At 58.8% G+C, this 16950-nt stretch carries 16 protein-coding genes; 7 read left to right on the top strand and 9 right to left on the bottom strand.

Annotated elements, in window-relative coordinates; translation table 11 throughout:
• The first annotated feature begins 9 nt into the window (after window positions 1-9).
• The gene (locus ABY734_RS14085; protein ID WP_372779940.1) at window positions 10-1368 is read left to right on the top strand and encodes a sigma-54-dependent transcriptional regulator; all 1359 of its coding nucleotides are present in this window, start codon (window positions 10-12) and stop codon (window positions 1366-1368) included.
• A gap of 34 nt (window positions 1369-1402) precedes the next feature.
• Here the strand turns inward: ABY734_RS14085 and ABY734_RS14080 are convergent, their stop codons facing one another.
• Window positions 1403-1945: a 2,4'-dihydroxyacetophenone dioxygenase family protein gene (locus ABY734_RS14080; RefSeq protein ID WP_372779939.1), complete on the bottom strand. Its 543-nt coding sequence runs from the start codon at window positions 1943-1945 to the stop codon at window positions 1403-1405.
• A 190-nt stretch (window positions 1946-2135) separates the two neighbouring features.
• On the opposite strand from ABY734_RS14080, the gene ABY734_RS14075 reads away from it, so the two are divergent.
• Window positions 2136-2999, top strand: a complete 864-nt coding sequence (locus ABY734_RS14075) for an acyl-CoA thioesterase domain-containing protein (RefSeq protein ID WP_372779937.1) — start codon at window positions 2136-2138, stop codon at window positions 2997-2999.
• On the opposite strand, the gene ABY734_RS14070 is transcribed toward ABY734_RS14075, so the two are convergent.
• Entirely contained in the window at window positions 2996-3853 is an 858-nt protein-coding gene (locus tag ABY734_RS14070) for an NAD-dependent epimerase/dehydratase family protein (protein ID WP_372779936.1), read from the bottom strand. The genes ABY734_RS14075 and ABY734_RS14070 overlap by 4 nt on opposite strands.
• Window positions 3854-3913: 60 nt before the next feature.
• Between ABY734_RS14070 and recG the strand changes: the two genes are divergently transcribed.
• Window positions 3914-6019: an ATP-dependent DNA helicase RecG gene (gene recG / locus ABY734_RS14065; protein WP_372779935.1), complete on the top strand. Its 2106-nt coding sequence runs from the start codon at window positions 3914-3916 to the stop codon at window positions 6017-6019.
• A 90-nt stretch (window positions 6020-6109) separates the two neighbouring features.
• Here recG and ABY734_RS14060 read toward each other — a convergent pair whose 3' ends face one another.
• From ABY734_RS14060 to ABY734_RS14045, 4 genes are all read right to left on the bottom strand, one after another.
• Entirely contained in the window at window positions 6110-7351 is a 1242-nt protein-coding gene (locus ABY734_RS14060; RefSeq protein ID WP_372779934.1) for an ammonium transporter, read from the bottom strand.
• 111 nt (window positions 7352-7462) lie between these two features.
• Window positions 7463-7801: a P-II family nitrogen regulator gene (gene glnK, locus ABY734_RS14055; protein ID WP_183411596.1), complete on the bottom strand. Its 339-nt coding sequence runs from the start codon at window positions 7799-7801 to the stop codon at window positions 7463-7465.
• A gap of 99 nt (window positions 7802-7900) precedes the next feature.
• On the bottom strand, window positions 7901-8584 hold the full coding sequence (locus ABY734_RS14050; RefSeq protein WP_372779933.1) for a TorF family putative porin: 684 nt from the start codon (window positions 8582-8584) through the stop codon (window positions 7901-7903).
• Between the two features lie 471 nt (window positions 8585-9055).
• On the bottom strand, window positions 9056-10033 hold the full coding sequence (locus ABY734_RS14045) for a hypothetical protein (RefSeq protein ID WP_372779932.1): 978 nt from the start codon (window positions 10031-10033) through the stop codon (window positions 9056-9058).
• 109 nt (window positions 10034-10142) lie between these two features.
• Here ABY734_RS14045 and ABY734_RS14040 point away from each other — a divergent pair, with 109 nt between their 5' ends.
• The 3 genes from ABY734_RS14040 (at window position 10143) to rep (ending at window position 14201) form a co-directional block, all read left to right on the top strand.
• Window positions 10143-10397 carry an accessory factor UbiK family protein gene (locus ABY734_RS14040; protein ID WP_372779931.1) on the top strand — a complete coding sequence of 85 codons (255 nt, stop codon included), beginning with the start codon at window positions 10143-10145 and terminating at the stop codon, window positions 10395-10397.
• A gap of 64 nt (window positions 10398-10461) precedes the next feature.
• Window positions 10462-11952 carry a YifB family Mg chelatase-like AAA ATPase gene (locus tag ABY734_RS14035; RefSeq protein WP_372779929.1) on the top strand — a complete coding sequence of 497 codons (1491 nt, stop codon included), beginning with the start codon at window positions 10462-10464 and terminating at the stop codon, window positions 11950-11952.
• Between the two features lie 245 nt (window positions 11953-12197).
• Window positions 12198-14201: a DNA helicase Rep gene (gene rep, locus ABY734_RS14030; protein WP_372779928.1), complete on the top strand. Its 2004-nt coding sequence runs from the start codon at window positions 12198-12200 to the stop codon at window positions 14199-14201.
• Window positions 14202-14211: 10 nt separating this feature from the next.
• Here rep and ABY734_RS14025 read toward each other — a convergent pair whose 3' ends face one another.
• The 3 genes from ABY734_RS14025 to ABY734_RS14015 are packed head-to-tail and all read right to left on the bottom strand — an operon-like array spanning window position 14212 to window position 16259.
• Window positions 14212-15117, bottom strand: a complete 906-nt coding sequence (locus ABY734_RS14025) for a haloalkane dehalogenase (RefSeq protein ID WP_372779927.1) — start codon at window positions 15115-15117, stop codon at window positions 14212-14214.
• Between the two features lie 60 nt (window positions 15118-15177).
• Window positions 15178-15891: a tRNA (guanosine(46)-N7)-methyltransferase TrmB gene (trmB, locus tag ABY734_RS14020; RefSeq protein WP_372779926.1), complete on the bottom strand. Its 714-nt coding sequence runs from the start codon at window positions 15889-15891 to the stop codon at window positions 15178-15180.
• Window positions 15888-16259: a DUF423 domain-containing protein gene (locus tag ABY734_RS14015; RefSeq protein WP_372779925.1), complete on the bottom strand. Its 372-nt coding sequence runs from the start codon at window positions 16257-16259 to the stop codon at window positions 15888-15890. The genes trmB and ABY734_RS14015 overlap by 4 nt, the downstream gene beginning before the upstream one ends.
• A gap of 95 nt (window positions 16260-16354) precedes the next feature.
• Between ABY734_RS14015 and rsmD the strand changes: the two genes are divergently transcribed.
• Window positions 16355-16936, top strand: coding sequence for a 16S rRNA (guanine(966)-N(2))-methyltransferase RsmD (gene rsmD / locus ABY734_RS14010; RefSeq protein WP_372779924.1), 582 nt, complete (start codon window positions 16355-16357; stop codon window positions 16934-16936).
• Window positions 16937-16950: the final 14 nt, after the last annotated feature.

The following is a 16950-nucleotide window of genomic DNA, read 5'->3' as shown; positions in this document are numbered from 1 at the left end:
GCTCATTCCATGAATCAACACAGCCCCATCCTTATCATCGACGACGAACCCGATATTCGCGAATTGCTGGAACTCACACTGATGCGAATGGGTTACAACACCCACAGTGCCGAATCGCTTGCCAGCGCCTATCGCCTGCTCGACAAGCATGAGCATGCCTTTGCCCTGTGCCTGACCGATATGAAACTGCCCGACGGCAGCGGTCTGGATGTCATTCGCCACCTGCAGGAGCGGCCGGAGGATATTCCGGTGGCAGTGATCACCGCCTTTGGCAGCGTCGATCTGGCCACCGAATCACTCAAGGCCGGCGCTTTTGATTTTATTTCCAAACCAATCGACCTCGACCGACTGCGCAATCTGGTGCGCAACGCGCTGAGCCTGGAGAGCAATCCCCGCACCGACAGTATCGGTGACGACACCCGCCAGTTGATCGGTGAAACCGACAACATGGTGGCTCTGCGCCGCCAGATCGCCAAACTCAGTCGCAGCCAGGCACCGGTCTATATCAGCGGCGAGTCCGGCAGCGGCAAGGAAGTGGTGGCGCGACTGATCCACTCCAGCGGCCCGCGCGCTGACGCGCCTTTTGTCCCGGTCAACTGCGGGGCGATCCCCTCAGAGCTGATGGAGAGCGAGTTTTTTGGCCACGTGAAAGGCAGCTTTACCGGCGCACACAACGACAAAACCGGCCTGTTTGAAGCGGCCAATGGCGGCACCTTGTTTCTCGATGAAATTGCCGACCTGCCACTGAACATGCAGGTCAAGCTGCTGCGTGCGATACAGAACAAAAGCGTGCGACCCATCGGCGCGAACCGGGAAATACCCGTGGACGTGCGACTGCTAAGTGCTACCCACAAAGACCTGGCGACCGAGGTAGAGAAAGGCCATTTTCGGACCGACCTGTTCTATCGCATCAATGTTATCGAAGTGAAAGTGCCCAGCCTGCGCGAGCGGGTAGCCGATATTCCGCTGCTGGCCAAGGCCATTCTCGACCGCCTGTCTGAAGAGTGGGGTATCAAAACGCCCACTCTGGATGGCGCCGCCCAGCGCGCCCTCAGCAACTATCAGTTTCCCGGCAATGTGCGCGAGCTGGAAAATATTCTGGAGCGGGCCGTGACGCTCTGCGATGAAGAGACCATTACGCCGGAGGATCTGCAGTTACCGAGCGTCGCCCCCACCGCCGCGACCAATCCGTCCAACGGTATTGAAGCGGCCTTCGGCGATCTGGAAGGCTATTTGCAGGATATTGAACGGGCCGCCATCGAAGCGGCGCTCGGGCGCACCAACGGCAACAAGACCGAGGCAGCGGAATTGCTGGGGTTGTCATTCCGGCAGTTCCGTTATCGAGCTAAGAAAATTCTGGAAGAATAGTGCCTCACCCTGCAAGCAGGGTGAGGCCAGCGCCTTACTTCAGGTATGGCTGTTCGCCATTCACTATCAGCTTACTGCAATCCTCACCCATCGCATCGCAGTATTTCACGTAGCCATCCAGCACCGAGTGTGCGTCCAGCACGGAAATGATATTCCCGTCGGCGTCCATATTGATATTGGCGCCATAGATCGCAAACCACACTTCGGTGGGCTCCTGCTGGGTCTCAGGCACCATCAGGGTGTGCACCGAACCGGCGGGTTCAAACAGGTAAGAGCCAGGCTTATTAACCTGATCCGGGTATTCCTTGTAGTACCACTCACCCTTGATCGTTACCGCAAACACCGAACCGGTGTGGTAGTGCTTGTCGATCGCAAAGCCGGGCATAAAGCGGTTTTTCACAACCCACAGGCCCTGGTTCAGATCCACCTGCAGCAGCTGAGTCTGGCTGCCGTCCGGCGACATCAGCCAGGGCAGGTCGCTTTCTTCCAATAACAGGGTATCGCTCGCACCAACTGTCGGAATAATCGGGCGGTTTTCGAAATCCTTGATCAAGGCCTCAATTTTTTCCTGATCCATAATCCACTCCCAAAATATTTAAAACAGCCAGCCTACCGCCCTACTGGCAGTACCACCATGAAAAATCCTTCACCCGCCATTTGCCGGGATTATCTCCGGCATAAGACCGCGAATCGCCGGCGGCATCCGTTATACTGCAGGAGCCTTCCTCGCAAAGAAAGGCACAAAGAAAACCGCAAGGAACGCCCGCATGAATTCCAAGGCCCTGAACCAGCTCGTCGATATCCTGAAACTTGAAAAACTGGATGAAAATCTCTATCGGGGTCAGAGTGAAGTCACCGACTGGGGCCGGGTCTACGGCGGCCAGGTTATCGGTCAGGCGCTGTCTGCCGCCAAGCAGCAGGTGGCCGCCGATCGCGAAATTCACTCCTTGCACTCTTATTTTCTGCGCCCGGGCGACTCGTCCCTGCCGATTATTTTCGAAGTGGAAAACACTTTGGATGCCGGCACCATTTCCAACCGGCGAGTGAAGGCCATGCAGAAGGGGCAGCCCATCTGTTTTATGACCTGCTCTTTTCAGATTCCACTGGCGGGCTTTGAGCATGAAGCCGACATGCCGGACATGCCTGGGCCCGAGACCGTGGAAAGCGGCCTTGCGATTATTGAAGACAATATCCGGCGCAGCCCCGAAGACTGGCTGCCGAAGTTTTCGGCCCTGCGGGCCATCGATTTTCGCCTGGTGGAAAAACAGAATCTGCTGCGCCCCACCAAACTGCCGCCCAAGTGGCACCTGTGGATGCGTGCCAACGGTACCCTGCCCGCAGACGCCAATGCCCACCAGTACACGCTGGCCTACGCGTCGGATTTTCTCTTTCTCGCGGCCGCAACCCAGCCCCACGAAGTTTCGTTCTTTACTGAGAATATGCGCATGGCGACCATCGATCACAGCATCTGGTTCCATCGCCCCTTCGATTTCAACGACTGGTTGCTCTATGCCATCGACAGCCCCAGTGCATCGAACGGCCGGGGGTTTGTGCGCGGCCAGATTTTTGACCAGCAGGGACGGCTGGTCGCGAGCACCGCGCAGGAAGGGATTATGCGGCTCAAGCGCTAACGCTGAGTTTTAGCTGACGCCAACACCGCCGCATAGCCCGAGTGGTAATCCGGGTAGCGAAACTCAAACCCGCTTTCCCGCAGCCGCCGGTTATCACCGCGCTTGCTGCCCGCCATGTGGCGATAGTCAGGGTCGCACTCATAGGGCACACCCAATTGCGCCGCCAACCACTTATGGACATCGGCAATCGGTGCAGGATCATCATCAACGGCCAGATAACACTCACTCAACGCCGCGCCGGATTCGTGCCGCTCAATCAAATGCCGCAACACACCCACACAATCGTCGCGGTGGATGCGGTTGCTGAAATGCACCCGCGATCGCGGCGCACACTGCCCCGCCCGCACCCGCTCGGCCAGCCGCAGCGACGCACCACCGTAGATACCGCCAAAGCGGATAGCCGTCGTCGGCAAAGTACTTTTTTTCAACAACTGCTCCGCCGCCAGCACTGAGCGGCCACTGAATGACTCGGGCGCAACAGGGCTGCTTTCATCCACCACTGACCCGTCATTTTGGTGGTAGACACTGGTACTGGAGGTAAATAACAGGCGCTGCAAGCGATCCCTGTTCAGGTTCTGCAGTACATCGGTCAGACCATGCTCAAAAACGGCCTTGTAGGCCTCGGCGCTGCGCTCCCCCGGGGTCAAGGTCACCACCACGTAGTCCGCTTGAATCTCACGTAAGGGCTTCAGCGAATCGCCATCGCGGAAATCCAGCGCCAGCGGCTCAAAGCCATCGGGCAGGCGGGCAACATTGCGACGCGCACCGACTACGCGCCAACCCCGCTTGAGAAAATGCTCGCCCAGGGCCGAACCCAATTGCCCGCATCCGATCAACAACAGCGTTTTTTCCATGTTCTGTCTGGCCCCACTCCCAAAGCCCGTTACAATACGTGAGCGCAGACCACGAGTGTAGTGCTTACCACACAGGAACACAGCAGAAGGAGCCCCTGCGTGACGGACCTGCAGGCCATCAGCATCGACCAGCTCAAGGGAGTTGGCCCCCGGCTGCGTGAAAAACTCCATAAATACGGTGTTTTCAGCGCCCAGGATCTGCTGTTTCACCTGCCATTGCGTTATCAGGACCGCACCCGCGTTACACCCATCGGCGCGCTGCAGCTCGGCGTTGATGCGGTTATTGAGGGCGAAGTAAAAGTCGCCGATATCGCCTTCGGCAAGCGCCGCAGTCTGATCTGCAAAGTGCAGGACGGCACCGGCCTGATTACCCTGCGCTTCTTTCATTTTTCGGCCGCCCAAAAAAAACAACTCACCGCCGGTACCCGCATTCGCTGCTACGGCGAACCGCGGCGCGGCGGCGCCGGGCTCGAACTCTACCATCCGGAATATCAGCTGCTGGACGAGCAGCACACGGCGACGCTGGATCAACGCCTGACGCCGGTCTACCCCTCCACTGAGGGTATTGGTCAAAACGTGTGGCGCAAACTCTGCCAGCAAGCGCTGGGCCTGTTGGATAAGCACCCTGTTACCGAGCTGATTAGCCAGCATGAGCTGGCGCGCTTTCCCTTGAGCGATGCCCTCCGCTATCTGCACCAGCCACCAGCCAAAGCCCGCCTGTCACTGATAAGTGAGGGGCTGCATCCAGCCCAACGGCGACTGGCCTTTGAAGAACTGCTGGCCCACAACCTCGCCATGCTCAAAACCCGCCAGCAAGCCCAGGCCCGCGGCGCGGTAGCGTTGCCCGCCAGCCAACAATTGCAGCCGGCCTTTCAAAAACAGCTCGGTTTTCAGTTAACCCGCGCCCAGCAGCGGGTCTGCAATGAAATTGCCGCCGATCTGATGCTCGGCCGGCCCATGCTGCGGCTGGTGCAAGGCGATGTCGGCAGCGGCAAAACTGTAGTGGCGGCCATGTCCGCACTGCAGGCCATAGAGCAAGGCTTTCAGGTCGCGTTGATGGCCCCCACCGAAATACTGGCCGAGCAGCACTACCTCAATTTTAAGCAGTGGCTGGAACCGCTTGGCCTGAGTGTTGGCTGGCTGGTCGGCAAACTCAAAGGCAAGGCGCGACAGCAGTCACTGACCGCCGTCGCCAGGGGCGAGGCTCAGCTGGTAATCGGCACCCACGCCCTGTTTCAGGACGAAGTTGCCTACCAGCGACTGGGGCTTGCCATCATCGATGAACAACACCGCTTCGGTGTGCACCAGCGATTGGCGCTTACCCAGAAAGCCCGACCGGAAGACGGTCACCCCCACCAGCTGGTGATGACCGCCACCCCCATTCCCCGCACCCTGGCAATGACCGCCTACGCCGATCTCGACACTTCAATTATCGATGAACTGCCGCCGGGGCGAACACCGGTTAACACCGTGGTCATCGATAATGCCAGACGCGCCCAGATCATTGAACGCATCGCCCACGTCTGCGCCAGTGGTCAGCAGGTGTATTGGGTTTGCACCCTGATTGAAGAATCCGAAGCCCTGCAGGCACAGGCCGCAGAGGCGGCCTTCGAAGAATTGAAAACCGCCCTGCCGCAATTACAGGTGGCACTGGTGCACGGTCGCCAGAAACCCCAGGAAAAAGCCGACATCATGACCGCCTTCAAGGCCGGGCAAACCCAGCTGCTGGTGGCCACCACCGTGATTGAAGTGGGCGTCGACGTGCCCAATGCCAGCCTGATGGTCATCGAAAATGCCGAGCGCCTTGGCCTCTCGCAACTGCATCAGCTGCGCGGCCGGGTCGGGCGCGGCGCCATTGAGAGTCACTGCGCCCTGCTCTATCAGGCGCCGCTGTCGCGCAATGGCCGGGAACGCCTGCGCGCATTGCGCGAGTCCACCGACGGCTTTGTTATTGCGGAAAAAGACTTGATGCTGCGCGGCCCCGGCGAAGTACTGGGTACTCGTCAAACCGGATTAATGCAATTCCGGATAGCCGACCTGCAACGCGACAGTGACTTGCTCGACGACGTCAAGCAGGTAGCCGACGACGTTGTAGCTAACAAGACCTTGCGCGACGCATTGATTCAGCGATGGCTGGGAGACAAGACGGCGTATGCCGGGGTGTAAATTTCTGTGTCTGACGCCGTGTTTCTGGCGCAAACGACAAACGAAAAAAGGCGCCCGAAGGCGCCTTGGCATTCACCAGCAGGGGGAGACTTATTGCTGGGTGAATTCGGGGTAGGCTTCCATGCCGCACTCGGACAGATCCACGCCTTCGTACTCTTCTTCTTCCGAGACACGGATGCCGATAACAGCTTTCAGGATCGCCCAGGTAATCAGGCTGGCCACAAAGACCCAACCGAAGATGGTCAGCGCACCAATGATCTGGCCAGAGAAGCTTGAACCGTCGTTGGTGATCGGCACCAGCAACAGACCCAGCAGACCCACCACACCGTGGACAGAGATCGCACCGACAGGATCGTCGATTTTCAGCTTGTCCAGCGCGACGATGGAGAACACCACCAGCAAACCACCCAGACCGCCAAACAGAGTCGCTTGCAGTGCAGTCGGCGTTGACGGCTCAGCAGTGATCGCCACCAGACCAGCCAGGGCGCCGTTCAGTGCCATGGTCAGGTCAGCCTTGCCGAACATAATGCGAGCAACAATCAGCGCAGCAATCAGACCACCGGCCGCCGCCGCGTTGGTGTTCATGAACACGACCGCAACCGAGTTGGCGCTTTCAACGCTGGCCGTTGCCAGAACCGAACCACCGTTAAAACCAAACCAGCCCAGCCACAGGATAAAGGTACCCAGAGTAGCCAGCGGCAGGTTGGCACCGGGGATCGCATTGATCTGACCGTTTTTGCCGTATTTGCCTTTACGAGCGCCCAGCAGCAATACACCAGCCAGTGCCGCAGCAGCACCTGCCATGTGAACGATGCCGGAACCCGCGAAGTCAGAGAAGCCCAGGTCGCCCAGCGTGTACATACCGAATACCGGCATGCCGCCCCAGGTCCAGGCACCTTCCATCGGATAGATGAAGCCGGTCATGACAACGGCGAAAGCCAGGAAGGCCCACAGCTTCATGCGCTCGGCAACCGCACCCGAGACAATCGACATCGCAGTAGCAACAAACACTACCTGGAAGTAGAAGTCTGAGGAGGGAGCATAGGTCGCAGGCTCTTCAGCACCGGCTACGCCGTCACCGACGATACCGTCGAGGAACAATGTCAGCTCACCGCCGCCGTACATAATGCTGTAGCCACAGATCATGTACATGGTGCAGGCCACGGCAAACAGGGCCACGTTTTTGGTAAGAATTTCGGTGGTGTTCTTGGAGCGCACCAGACCGGCTTCGAGCATGGCGAAACCAGCCGCCATCCACATTACCAGCGCACCGCACACCAGAAAATAAAAGGTGTCGAGTGCATACTGCAGTTCAAATATTTGATTTTCCATGATTAAATAAACCTCGCAGGCTTGTTGAGGGTTTCAGCTTTCCGCCAAAAACTGAATCCATTTCCGGCAACACCCTTTCGGGTTATAAACCGGCAATGAGCTTGCCCCTTTTTAAATTGCCTCTTCGCCGGTTTCACCCGTACGAATACGGATAACCTGTTCCAGCGCTGAGACAAAAATCTTGCCGTCACCGATTTTGCCGGTATTGGCTGACTTGCTGATGGCTTCCAGGGTCTGCTCAACAGATCCGTCCGCGACAGCGACTTCAAGCTTTACCTTGGGCAGAAAATCAACAACATACTCTGCGCCGCGGTACAACTCGGTATGACCTTTCTGACGGCCAAAGCCTTTCACTTCGGTGACAGTGATGCCTTGCACACCGATGTCTGAAAGCGCCTCGCGCACATCATCAAGTTTGAAGGGTTTGATAATGGCTGTGATCAGTTTCATGAGACAAATCTCCTCTACTCGGTGCATGGCAACCCACGCACACCCGGTTCGAAACTGGTGGGTTAAATCCGGCCGGCGGTATGCCGGCCGGGGTCTGTCTTACATCAGGGGAATGCTGTATGAAACAACTACCTGAACGTCATCTTCCATGGTCAGCTCGTCGTCTTTATCAACAACTTTAGTCAGGGTGAATGACAGGTTGTCGTTAAAGGCATAGGACAGATCAAGGTGCATGTAGTCATTGTCAAAAGTCTGGCCTTGAGCTTCTTCGAAGTCAGCCATACCCAGTACAGCAGAGAACTTGTCCATGCCGTAGCTCAGAGACATATAGGTATTGTCGTCGAGCGCAGTAGATTTACCGCTGATCTGGTCGTAGTAGTAGAACTCTACGCCAGCAAAGCTAAGACCCAGGTAAGCTTCAGTCAGGCCTTTGCCCCAGTCATCAGCTGCACCATTGGCACCCGGGTAGTAGTAATCCAGAACACCGATGTCTACGCCCAGGTCACCAAAGCTTCCACTCCAGCCGGCAAAAGTGTCGATTTCGCCACCGTTTTTGAATCCAGCAGCACTGGACGCCCAGATTCCACCGTAGAGGCCTGAGTCGTGGCTGTATACCAGGTCACCAGAAACGGCGCCGGAACCACTACCCTGGTCCACACCGCGGAACAGGTAAATGTTGGATACGGCTGCGCTGGCTTCCAGCTCCGCCATTGCAGGAGTGGACCCCAGAGCAATCGCTGCTGCAGCAGCGCTTGTTGCCAGTACAGTTTTTACTTTCTTCATGTGTCTTTCTCCACGTTTTGGTTTTTTAGTGTGCTAGCACAACGGCAGCTTCTGTTGTGACCCGATAAAGCACAGCTCGTGCCAACTCAGAATTTTTTATTGATTTTCAATAACATATCGAAAATCCTGCCGTTTCAGGGGAAATATGCCCACGAACAGCATGGCCAATTTAGGTGCATTTTTCCCCTGACGCACCAAGTTAGAACAAAAGGCAAGATAAATCCAGAGATTGAGTTAACAAACCGCATTAACACTATGAAATATAAGGAGGTTTTAGGCTTTTTTGAGGGAGAGAGGGCTACGACAGCTCAATGGCTGCTATCGGTGCTGGCCGGAAATGTCGCACCCGGCCAGTTGTCGGCACCATGGTGGTGCAAGCAAGTAAGAAAGTCTGTGGTCCGTTTTTAGGCGGCGGCTCCTGTTCTTGTTATATGCGCCTGCTCGTGCGTTACAAACTGTCAGAGCGCGTGGCTATTGCCGGGCCTTCTTTTCAAGTGCCCGCAGCCGCCGCTCCAGCTCGTCGATACGTTGTTCAAGCTGCTCAATACGCGACGCTCGATCTACTGTATCGCCAACCGGCTGCGCGCGCAAACCCTTGCCCTGCCCCGCCTGCTGGATTATCGGGTTTTTGGATGGCCCGGCTTCCCCCGCCGCGCCCGGCAAACCTTGCGCACCGGCGTCGCCACCGGCCAGCCACTTCTTATTGCCGGCAACGCCGCCCCTCATATAGCGGCCTTCAACAGCACCGCCACCGGGACCACCCTCACCGCCCGGACCGCCCTCACCGCCAGCGGCGGATAAGTCCATGGCTCGCAATACCGCCGCGGTTTCCAATGAACCCAGAGGACGGTAAACCAGCGTCAAATCACCGGCTGCGCCGCCCGGACCGCCGGGTCCGCCCGCGCCGCCTTTGCCACCGGCGCCGCCGCGGCACTTGCTGATATCGCCGCCGTGCTGCCCTTTACCACCCGGGCCGCCGGCCCCGCCAGCGCCGCCATCGGTCAGCACCGTGAGTGAACCAATCCGGGCAATGCCCAGGTTCAGAGACAGATCCACACCCTCACCGCCGGCGCCGCCGGCCGTTCCCGCACCGCCCGCTGCGCCGTCCTTGCAGGTTTCAGCGGGCTCTTCGTAGGAGGATCCTGCACGTCCGGACGAGCCGGCCCGGCCGCGACCATCGATCACGACATTCTCACCAACACTGACATGGCGGGCATTCAGGCGCCAATCCGTCACCTCATCGGCAAACTCAATTCGCGCGCCGTCGCCCAGCACCAACCGCTGCAGAGAGATGTCCGCCTCGGCCGCTGTAATGCGCCAGGTTTCACCCGGGGCCAGTGTTTTTTCCTGCGCCACAGCCGGCGCCATCACCATACTTGCGGCAAGGCCGATAATGACACTCCGGCCAACCTTCCCACACTTATTCGCTATTGTTTCGAACACAGACACGCCCAATTTCCGCTCTCTACATTGGCGCTCAATGTACGCTAAACTGCGCAGCGAGAACAGGCAGCAACTCATCCAGAAACTTATCCAAGAACTACAGCGCAGGAAGCCCATGTCCCGACTGGAAATGATCGAACAACTGGTGCAACAGGCCAGCCGCCTCGCCGGCGAGGCGCCGCAGGATGTCGAAGCCAAACTGCGGGTGCTGGTGCAGGGTGCGCTGTCGCGGATGGATCTGGTAACCCGCGACGAATTTGACGCCCAGGCCGCTGTTTTAATGCGAACCCGTGAAAAACTGCAGCAGCTGGAACAGCAATTTGCCGAGCTGCAGGCGTTGGTCGACGGCGGCGAGCCTGAACAAAACTAAGCGCTTACCCTTTTTACGACGGAACACACACAGCTCATAAAGTACGCACTCCAAGGATGGACGCATGCACTTTGCACTCGTATACAGTCGCGCCCGTATCGGCATCGACGCCCCGCTGATCACCATAGAAGTTCACCTGTCGAACGGACTACCCGCTTTCAGTATTGTGGGCCTGCCCGAAGCCTCTGTGCGCGAGAGTCGCGAGCGGGTGCGCTCTGCCCTGCTCAACGCGGGGTTCGAGTTTCCCAACCGCCGCATGACGGTCAACCTCGCCCCCGCCGACATACCCAAAGAGGGCAGCCGCTTTGATCTGGCGATTGCGGTCGGCATTCTCGCCGCCAGCGGCCAGCTGCGCTGCAAGGATCTCAGCCCCTGGGAGTTTGTCGGCGAGCTCGGCCTGACGAGCGAACTGAGGCGCATCGATGCCAGCCTGCCCGCCGCCATTCAGTGCGAAAAGGCCGGTCGGCAATTGGTGCTGCCCACAGACAACGCCGCTGAGATTTTTGATTTTGCCCCCGACACCCTGATTCCCGTGCAATCACTGGGCGACACCGTGGCGACGCTGCAGGGGCAGCAGCGCATCGCAACAGACTTGCGCCGCCCGCAGGCTGAAAACGAAACTGCAGCGCCCGACTTTGGTGATATTGTCGGGCAGCACAGCGCCCGGCGGGCGCTGGAGATCGCCGCCAGTGGCAGCCATAACCTGCTGTTCAGCGGACCGCCCGGAACCGGCAAAACCTTGATGGCCTCGCGCCTGCCCTCAATCCTGCCAACGCTCAGCCGCGATGAGCTGCTGGAAACCAGTTCCATTTACTCGGTTTCGGGGGACCACTTCAGCTATCGCCAACAGCGCCCCTTTCGCAACCCCCACCACACGGCCTCCGCCGTGTCCCTGGTCGGTGGCGGCAATCAGGCGCGGCCCGGCGAAGTCTCACTGGCCCACGGCGGTGTGCTGTTTCTCGACGAATTGCCGGAGTATCCGCGCAAGGTGCTGGATGTGTTGCGCGAACCGCTGGAGGCCGGCGAGATCACCATCGCCCGAGCCAACCTGAAAGTGCGCTACCCCGCCCGCTTCCAGCTGATTGCAGCGATGAACCCCTGCCCCTGCGGCTATCACAAAGACCCCCTGCACGAATGCCGCTGCACACCGGATCAAGTGCAGCGCTATCGCAGCCGGATATCCGGCCCCCTGCTGGACCGCATCGATCTGTTTGTCCACGTCCCGCGCCTGCCGCCCGGCAGCCTGCAACAGGCAGCAACCGGCGAGTCCTCTGCCGCCATTCGCGACCGGGTGCTGGCCGCACGAGAACGGCAGCTCGCCCGCGCGGGTTGCTGTAACGCACAACTAACGGTCTCGGCACTGCGCACAACCTGCGCACTGAATTCGGCCTGCAGCGAACTGCTACTCAAGGCCGAGGCAAAGCTCGGTCTGTCGCCCCGCGCGCAGCACAGGGTGATCAAGGTGGCGCGCACCATCGCGGACCTGGATCACAGCGACAGCATCGCGCTGAAACACCTCAGCGAAGCCCTGACTTACCGTCAAATGCCCACCTGAAAGCGGCTCGGATTTCAAGCGGCGACAGCGGTGAGAGGCAGCTGCTACAATTGCGAACTTTATTTATACGCGTGTGCCCCTCACCCCGCCCCTCTCCCAAAGGGAGAGGGTGCGCACCGAACTGCTCCGATGAGTGTCTTCTGCTCGTGGGAGAACACTGAATTTGATCAGTAAGTCCCCTCTCCCTCTGGGAGAGGGTTAGGGTGAGGGCAAGCCAACTCGCAAAGGGCCTTCGAAGTTATCCCATGAGCCAACTCAATCCCCGTCAACGCGAAGCCGTACTCTACATCGACGGCCCCCTGCTCGTACTGGCCGGTGCCGGCAGCGGCAAGACCAGCGTGATTACCCGCAAGATTGCCTATCTGGTCGAAAAATGCGGAATTGACGCCAAGTACATCACCGCCGTGACCTTTACCAACAAGGCGGCACGGGAAATGCGGGAGCGCATCACCAGCCTGCTGCCGGGCGGGGCCGGCAAGGGATTGAACATCTCCACCTTCCACACCCTCGGGCTGAACATTCTGCGCAGCGAGTACAAAACCCTCGGCTACAAATCCGGCTTTTCGATTTTTGACCAGCAGGATTGTCAGGCTCTGCTCAAAGATCTGTTGATTCAACAGCACGGCAGCGACGGTGATCAGGTTGATCATATCCAGCGCACCATTTCCGACTGGAAAAACGACTTGATCGAACCAGAGCAGGCCATCGCCGCCGCGCAGGGCCCGGCCGACATCCTCTGCTCGCAAGCCTATCTGCGCTACCAGCAGGCACTGAAAGCCTACAACGCTCTGGATTTCGATGACCTGATTCTGCTGCCGGTAAAGCTGCTGCGCGACTTCCCCGAGGTGCTGGAAAAGTGGCAGCAGAAAGTGCGCTACATGCTGGTGGACGAATACCAGGACACCAATGGCGCCCAGTACGAACTGGTCAAACGGCTCGTAGGCATGCGCGCGGCACTGACGGTGGTGGGTGACGACGATCAGTCGATTTACGCCTGGCGCGGTGCGCGGCCGGAAAACCTCGGCCAGCTGCAGGAAGATTACCCTCACCTGAAAATCGTCAAGCTCGAGCAGAACTACCGCTCCACCGCCCGCATTCTCAAAGCGGCCAATACGGTAATCGCCAACAACCCCCACCTGTTCGACAAGGCCCTGTGGAGTGAGCTGGGCTACGGCGATCCGATCCGTGTCATCAAATGCCCTAACGAAGATGCCGAGTGCGAACGCGTGGTCACCGAAATTCTTGACCACAAGCTGCGCAGCGCTACCCGCTTTGGTGACTACGCCGTGCTCTATCGTGGCAACCATCAGGCCCGCCTGCTGGAACTGAAACTGCAGGCCCATCAGGTGCCCTACAAGCTCAGCGGCGGCACCTCGTTTTTTGCGCGCAATGAAATCAAAGACGTGATGGCTTACCTGCGGCTGCTGATCAACCCGGACGACGACAATGCGTTTCTGCGCATTGTGAATGTGCCGCGCCGCAAGATCGGCACCAGTACGCTGGAAGCGCTGGGGCGCTATTCCACCGAACGCGGCGTGCCCATGTACAGCGCCTGCGAAGAGATCGGGCTGGAATCACATTTGCCCGCCGCCGGCGTGCAGCGCCTGCGCGAATTTACCCAGTGGCTGGATATGCTGCGCCGCCGCTGCTACGAAGAAGACCCGATTGAGACCATCCGCCAGTTGCTGCGCGACATCGATTACCTCGACTGGTTGATGCAGAATAGCTCATCGCCCGCCGTGGCGGAAAAACGCATGAGCAATGTGTTTGTGCTTGTGGACTCGCTGAAAAAGAGTCTGGATAAAGACGAAGACACCGACATCGAAGGCGCCATTACCAAGCTGGTTTTGCGCGATATGCTGGAGCGGCAGGAAGACGAGCAGGAAAGTGCCGACCAGGTGCAGCTGATGACCCTGCATGCCTCAAAGGGGCTCGAGTACCCCTACGTTTACATTATCGGCATGGAAGAGGGCATCCTGCCACACCAGAACAGTCTGGATGCCGACACCATCGATGAAGAGCGACGCCTCTGTTACGTGGGCATTACCCGCGCCAAGCGCAATCTCACCCTGACCTACTGCGCCAAGCGTAAATCCTTTGGCGAGATGCAAAGCTGCGACCCCAGCCGCTTCCTCAGCGAGCTGCCTCAGGAAGATCTTGAATGGGAAGGTCGCGGCGAAGCCTCACCTGAAGCCAACCTCAAACGCGGCAACGAAACCCTGGCGAGCCTGAAAAACCTGTTCGGTTGAGGTCTCGCCGTTAACGCAGCGCAATAAAGTCGTTAACCACTTGCGCCAGCGCCTCACCCTGATCTTCCTGCAGAAAGTGACCGCCATTTTTAATGGTGGTATGGGGTTGCCCTTGGGTTCCCGGTACCAGTTTCTGAAACACTTTCTCACCGCCGCCGGTCACCGGGTCGGAATCACTGAAAGCCGTCAGAAAGGGCTTGTCCCATTGCTTGAGCACGTCCCAGGCCGCTATGTTGTCGGCGCTGGCCGGGTCATCACGTGAGGTTGGCACCAGCACCGGAAACTGACGCGCGCCGGCCTTGAACGACTCATCGGGAAAGGGCGCGTCGTAGGCCGCAATTACCTCCGGTGCCAGCTCGCAGGTCACCGCCCCGGCGATGATTTTGCCAACGGGAAACTCGGGCACTTCCTGCGAGAATTTTTGCCAAGCCAGGAATGCTTCGCCCGGCTCGTGCTCGCCAGTAGGCAGCATGGTATTGGCGGCCACTGCCCGTGCAAAACAATCCGGCCGGCTGGCCAACAGGCGTAACCCAATCAAACCACCCCAGTCCTGGCACACCAGCGTCACATTCTTCAAATTGAGCTGGTCGAACGCGGATTCAACCCACGCCACGTGACGGGCATAACTGTAATCGCTGCGCTCAGTGGGCTTGTCGGAGCGGCCAAAGCCGATCAGATCCAGTGCGATAACGCGATGCCCGGCTCGCACCAGCGGGGGGATCATTTTGCGGTAGAGGTAAGACCAGCTGGGCTCACCGTGCATCAGCAGCACCGGGTCAGCACCTTCCGGGCCCTCGTCGAGGTAGTGCATTCGCAGTTCGCCGCCTTCACCATCGGGAACATGCAGGTAGTGGGGTGCGAAGTCATAGCCCGGCAGGTTTTCAAAGCGTTCGTCAGGCGTTCTCAAAACTTTCATACCTATCTCCTCGTTCTATTTTTATGATGCGCCCATGTTTTATGAGCCAATGAGCAAAGGCTACACCGCTTCGTACAGCAAGTCCCAGACGCCGTGCCCCAAGCGCTGGCCGCGCTGCTCAAACTTGGTCAGCGGGCGCCACTCCGGTCGGGGCGCAAAGCCACCTGAGCCGCTATCACCGCATAGATTGCGATAGCCCGGTGCGGCCTCCATAACCTCCAGCATATGCTCGGCATAGTTTTCCCAATCCGTGGCCAGATGCAGGATGCCGCCGGGAGCCAGTTTCTGGCGCAATTGCGCTACAAACTCCGGCTGAACTAGGCGGCGCTTGTGGTGTTTTTTCTTGTGCCAGGGGTCGGGGAAATAGATCTGCACCCGGTTTAGCGACCCGTCGGGAATACACTGCTGCAAGACTTCCACCGCATCGTCGCAATAGACCCGCACATTGCCCAGCCCGGCTTCGCCCATGCCCATCAGCAGGCGACCGACGCCTGGGCGATGCACTTCAACACCGATAAAGTTCTTTTCGCTTTCACGCTGCGCCATCTCCAGCAGAGACTGGCCCATACCAAAACCAATCTCAAAAACCAGCGGCGCGCTGCGCCCGAATACGGCCTCGGGATCAATCATGCCGTCGGCGACCTGCAAACCCGCCTCTGGCCAATAGCGCTCATAGGCCAATTCCTGACCCTTGGTCATGCGCCCGGTGCGGAGCACAAAACTGCGAATACGCCGCAGCGGTCGGCTTTCTTTCTTCACATCACCTTCTATCATGACAGCCCCTTGATCGCGGCATAGGCCAGACAGGCCCAGCCCGCCAGCAGACACAACCCGCCAATGGGCGTTACCGCGCCCAGTACTTTCACGCCACTGAGCGCCAGCGCGTAAAGGCTGCCGCTGAAAATTACCGTGCCCACCAGAAACAACACCGCACTGAGCTTCAAACCCTGTGCGCCGCCCACCATCAGCACCGCCACCGCCAGCAGGGCCAGTGTGTGATAAAAGTGATACTGCACAGCCGTTTCATATACGGCCAGCATATCGGCACTCAGCCGCTGCTTTAAGGCGTGGGCGCCAAAGGCTCCCAGTGCCACGGCGAGAAAACCACTGATCGCCGACGCGGCGAGGAAGAACTGGCCCATAGGTTATTTACCCTTCACAATACGATGGCTGTGTTTGGCTGTACGAGACAGCAAGCCCGGCAGTTTATCAACTCAGGAAAAAGGATTCAGCGCTGATGCGCAGGCAGTCGCGAAGCAAACCCCCAACCGAAGGCAGTATCCGCATCATCGGCGGCGACTGGCGCGGCCGCAAACTTCATTTTCCGATAACCGATGGGCTGCGCCCAACCGGCGATCGGGTGCGCGAAACGCTGTTTAACTGGCTGGCACCCTACATCGCCGGCGCCCGTTGCCTGGATGCCTTTGCCGGCAGTGGGGCCCTGGGACTCGAAGCCCTGTCCCGCGGCGCGGCGCACTGCCAGTTCCTCGACCCCCAGCGGGAAGTGACCACCGCCCTGCAGAGTAACCTCAGCCTGTTGAAAGCCCAGGCAGGCACTGTGACTCAAGCCTCGGCGTTGGAGTGGCTGTCGCGCAGCGTTGAGCCTTTTGACATTGTGTTTATCGACCCGCCTTTTGACAGCGACCTGTACGAACCCACGCTGAAACTCCTGCTGGAGCGATCGCTGCTCGCCGACGGCAGCTGGCTCTATCTTGAAAGCGCCCGCGACCGCCAGTTACCGATGCCCGAGGGTTTACGCCTGCATCGCGACAAGGTCGCCGGACAAACCCGCTATCAGCTTTGGCAGCATTCCCACTGAGATCCACTTGCGCC

Source organism: Litorivivens sp., from assembly GCF_041624475.1.
In the GTDB taxonomy this organism is placed as follows: Bacteria; Pseudomonadota; Gammaproteobacteria; order Pseudomonadales; family Spongiibacteraceae; genus Litorivivens.
The sequence above is the reverse complement of the archived record's forward strand: the minus strand, read 5'-3'. Positions and strand labels throughout refer to the sequence as shown.

Excerpts from the sequence above, each read along its gene's own strand:
- ABY734_RS14060 (WP_372779934.1), bottom strand. The coding sequence starts at position 7,351 with ATGGAAAATCAAATATTTGAACTGCAGTATGCACTCGACACCTTTTAT.
- ABY734_RS14025 (WP_372779927.1), bottom strand. The coding sequence starts at position 15,117 with ATGAAAGTTTTGAGAACGCCTGACGAACGCTTTGAAAACCTGCCGGGC.
- ABY734_RS14035 (WP_372779929.1), top strand. The coding sequence starts at position 10,462 with ATGCACTTTGCACTCGTATACAGTCGCGCCCGTATCGGCATCGACGCC.
- ABY734_RS14070 (WP_372779936.1), bottom strand. The coding sequence starts at position 3,853 with ATGGAAAAAACGCTGTTGTTGATCGGATGCGGGCAATTGGGTTCGGCC.
- ABY734_RS14040 (WP_372779931.1), top strand. The coding sequence starts at position 10,143 with ATGTCCCGACTGGAAATGATCGAACAACTGGTGCAACAGGCCAGCCGC.
- ABY734_RS14080 (WP_372779939.1), bottom strand. The coding sequence starts at position 1,945 with ATGGATCAGGAAAAAATTGAGGCCTTGATCAAGGATTTCGAAAACCGC.
- ABY734_RS14015 (WP_372779925.1), bottom strand. The coding sequence starts at position 16,259 with ATGGGCCAGTTCTTCCTCGCCGCGTCGGCGATCAGTGGTTTTCTCGCC.
- ABY734_RS14085 (WP_372779940.1), top strand. The coding sequence starts at position 10 with ATGAATCAACACAGCCCCATCCTTATCATCGACGACGAACCCGATATT.
- trmB (WP_372779926.1), bottom strand. The coding sequence starts at position 15,891 with ATGATAGAAGGTGATGTGAAGAAAGAAAGCCGACCGCTGCGGCGTATT.
- ABY734_RS14050 (WP_372779933.1), bottom strand. The coding sequence starts at position 8,584 with ATGAAGAAAGTAAAAACTGTACTGGCAACAAGCGCTGCTGCAGCAGCG.
- rep (WP_372779928.1), top strand. The coding sequence starts at position 12,198 with ATGAGCCAACTCAATCCCCGTCAACGCGAAGCCGTACTCTACATCGAC.
- rsmD (WP_372779924.1), top strand. The coding sequence starts at position 16,355 with ATGCGCAGGCAGTCGCGAAGCAAACCCCCAACCGAAGGCAGTATCCGC.
- glnK (WP_183411596.1), bottom strand. The coding sequence starts at position 7,801 with ATGAAACTGATCACAGCCATTATCAAACCCTTCAAACTTGATGATGTG.
- ABY734_RS14075 (WP_372779937.1), top strand. The coding sequence starts at position 2,136 with ATGAATTCCAAGGCCCTGAACCAGCTCGTCGATATCCTGAAACTTGAA.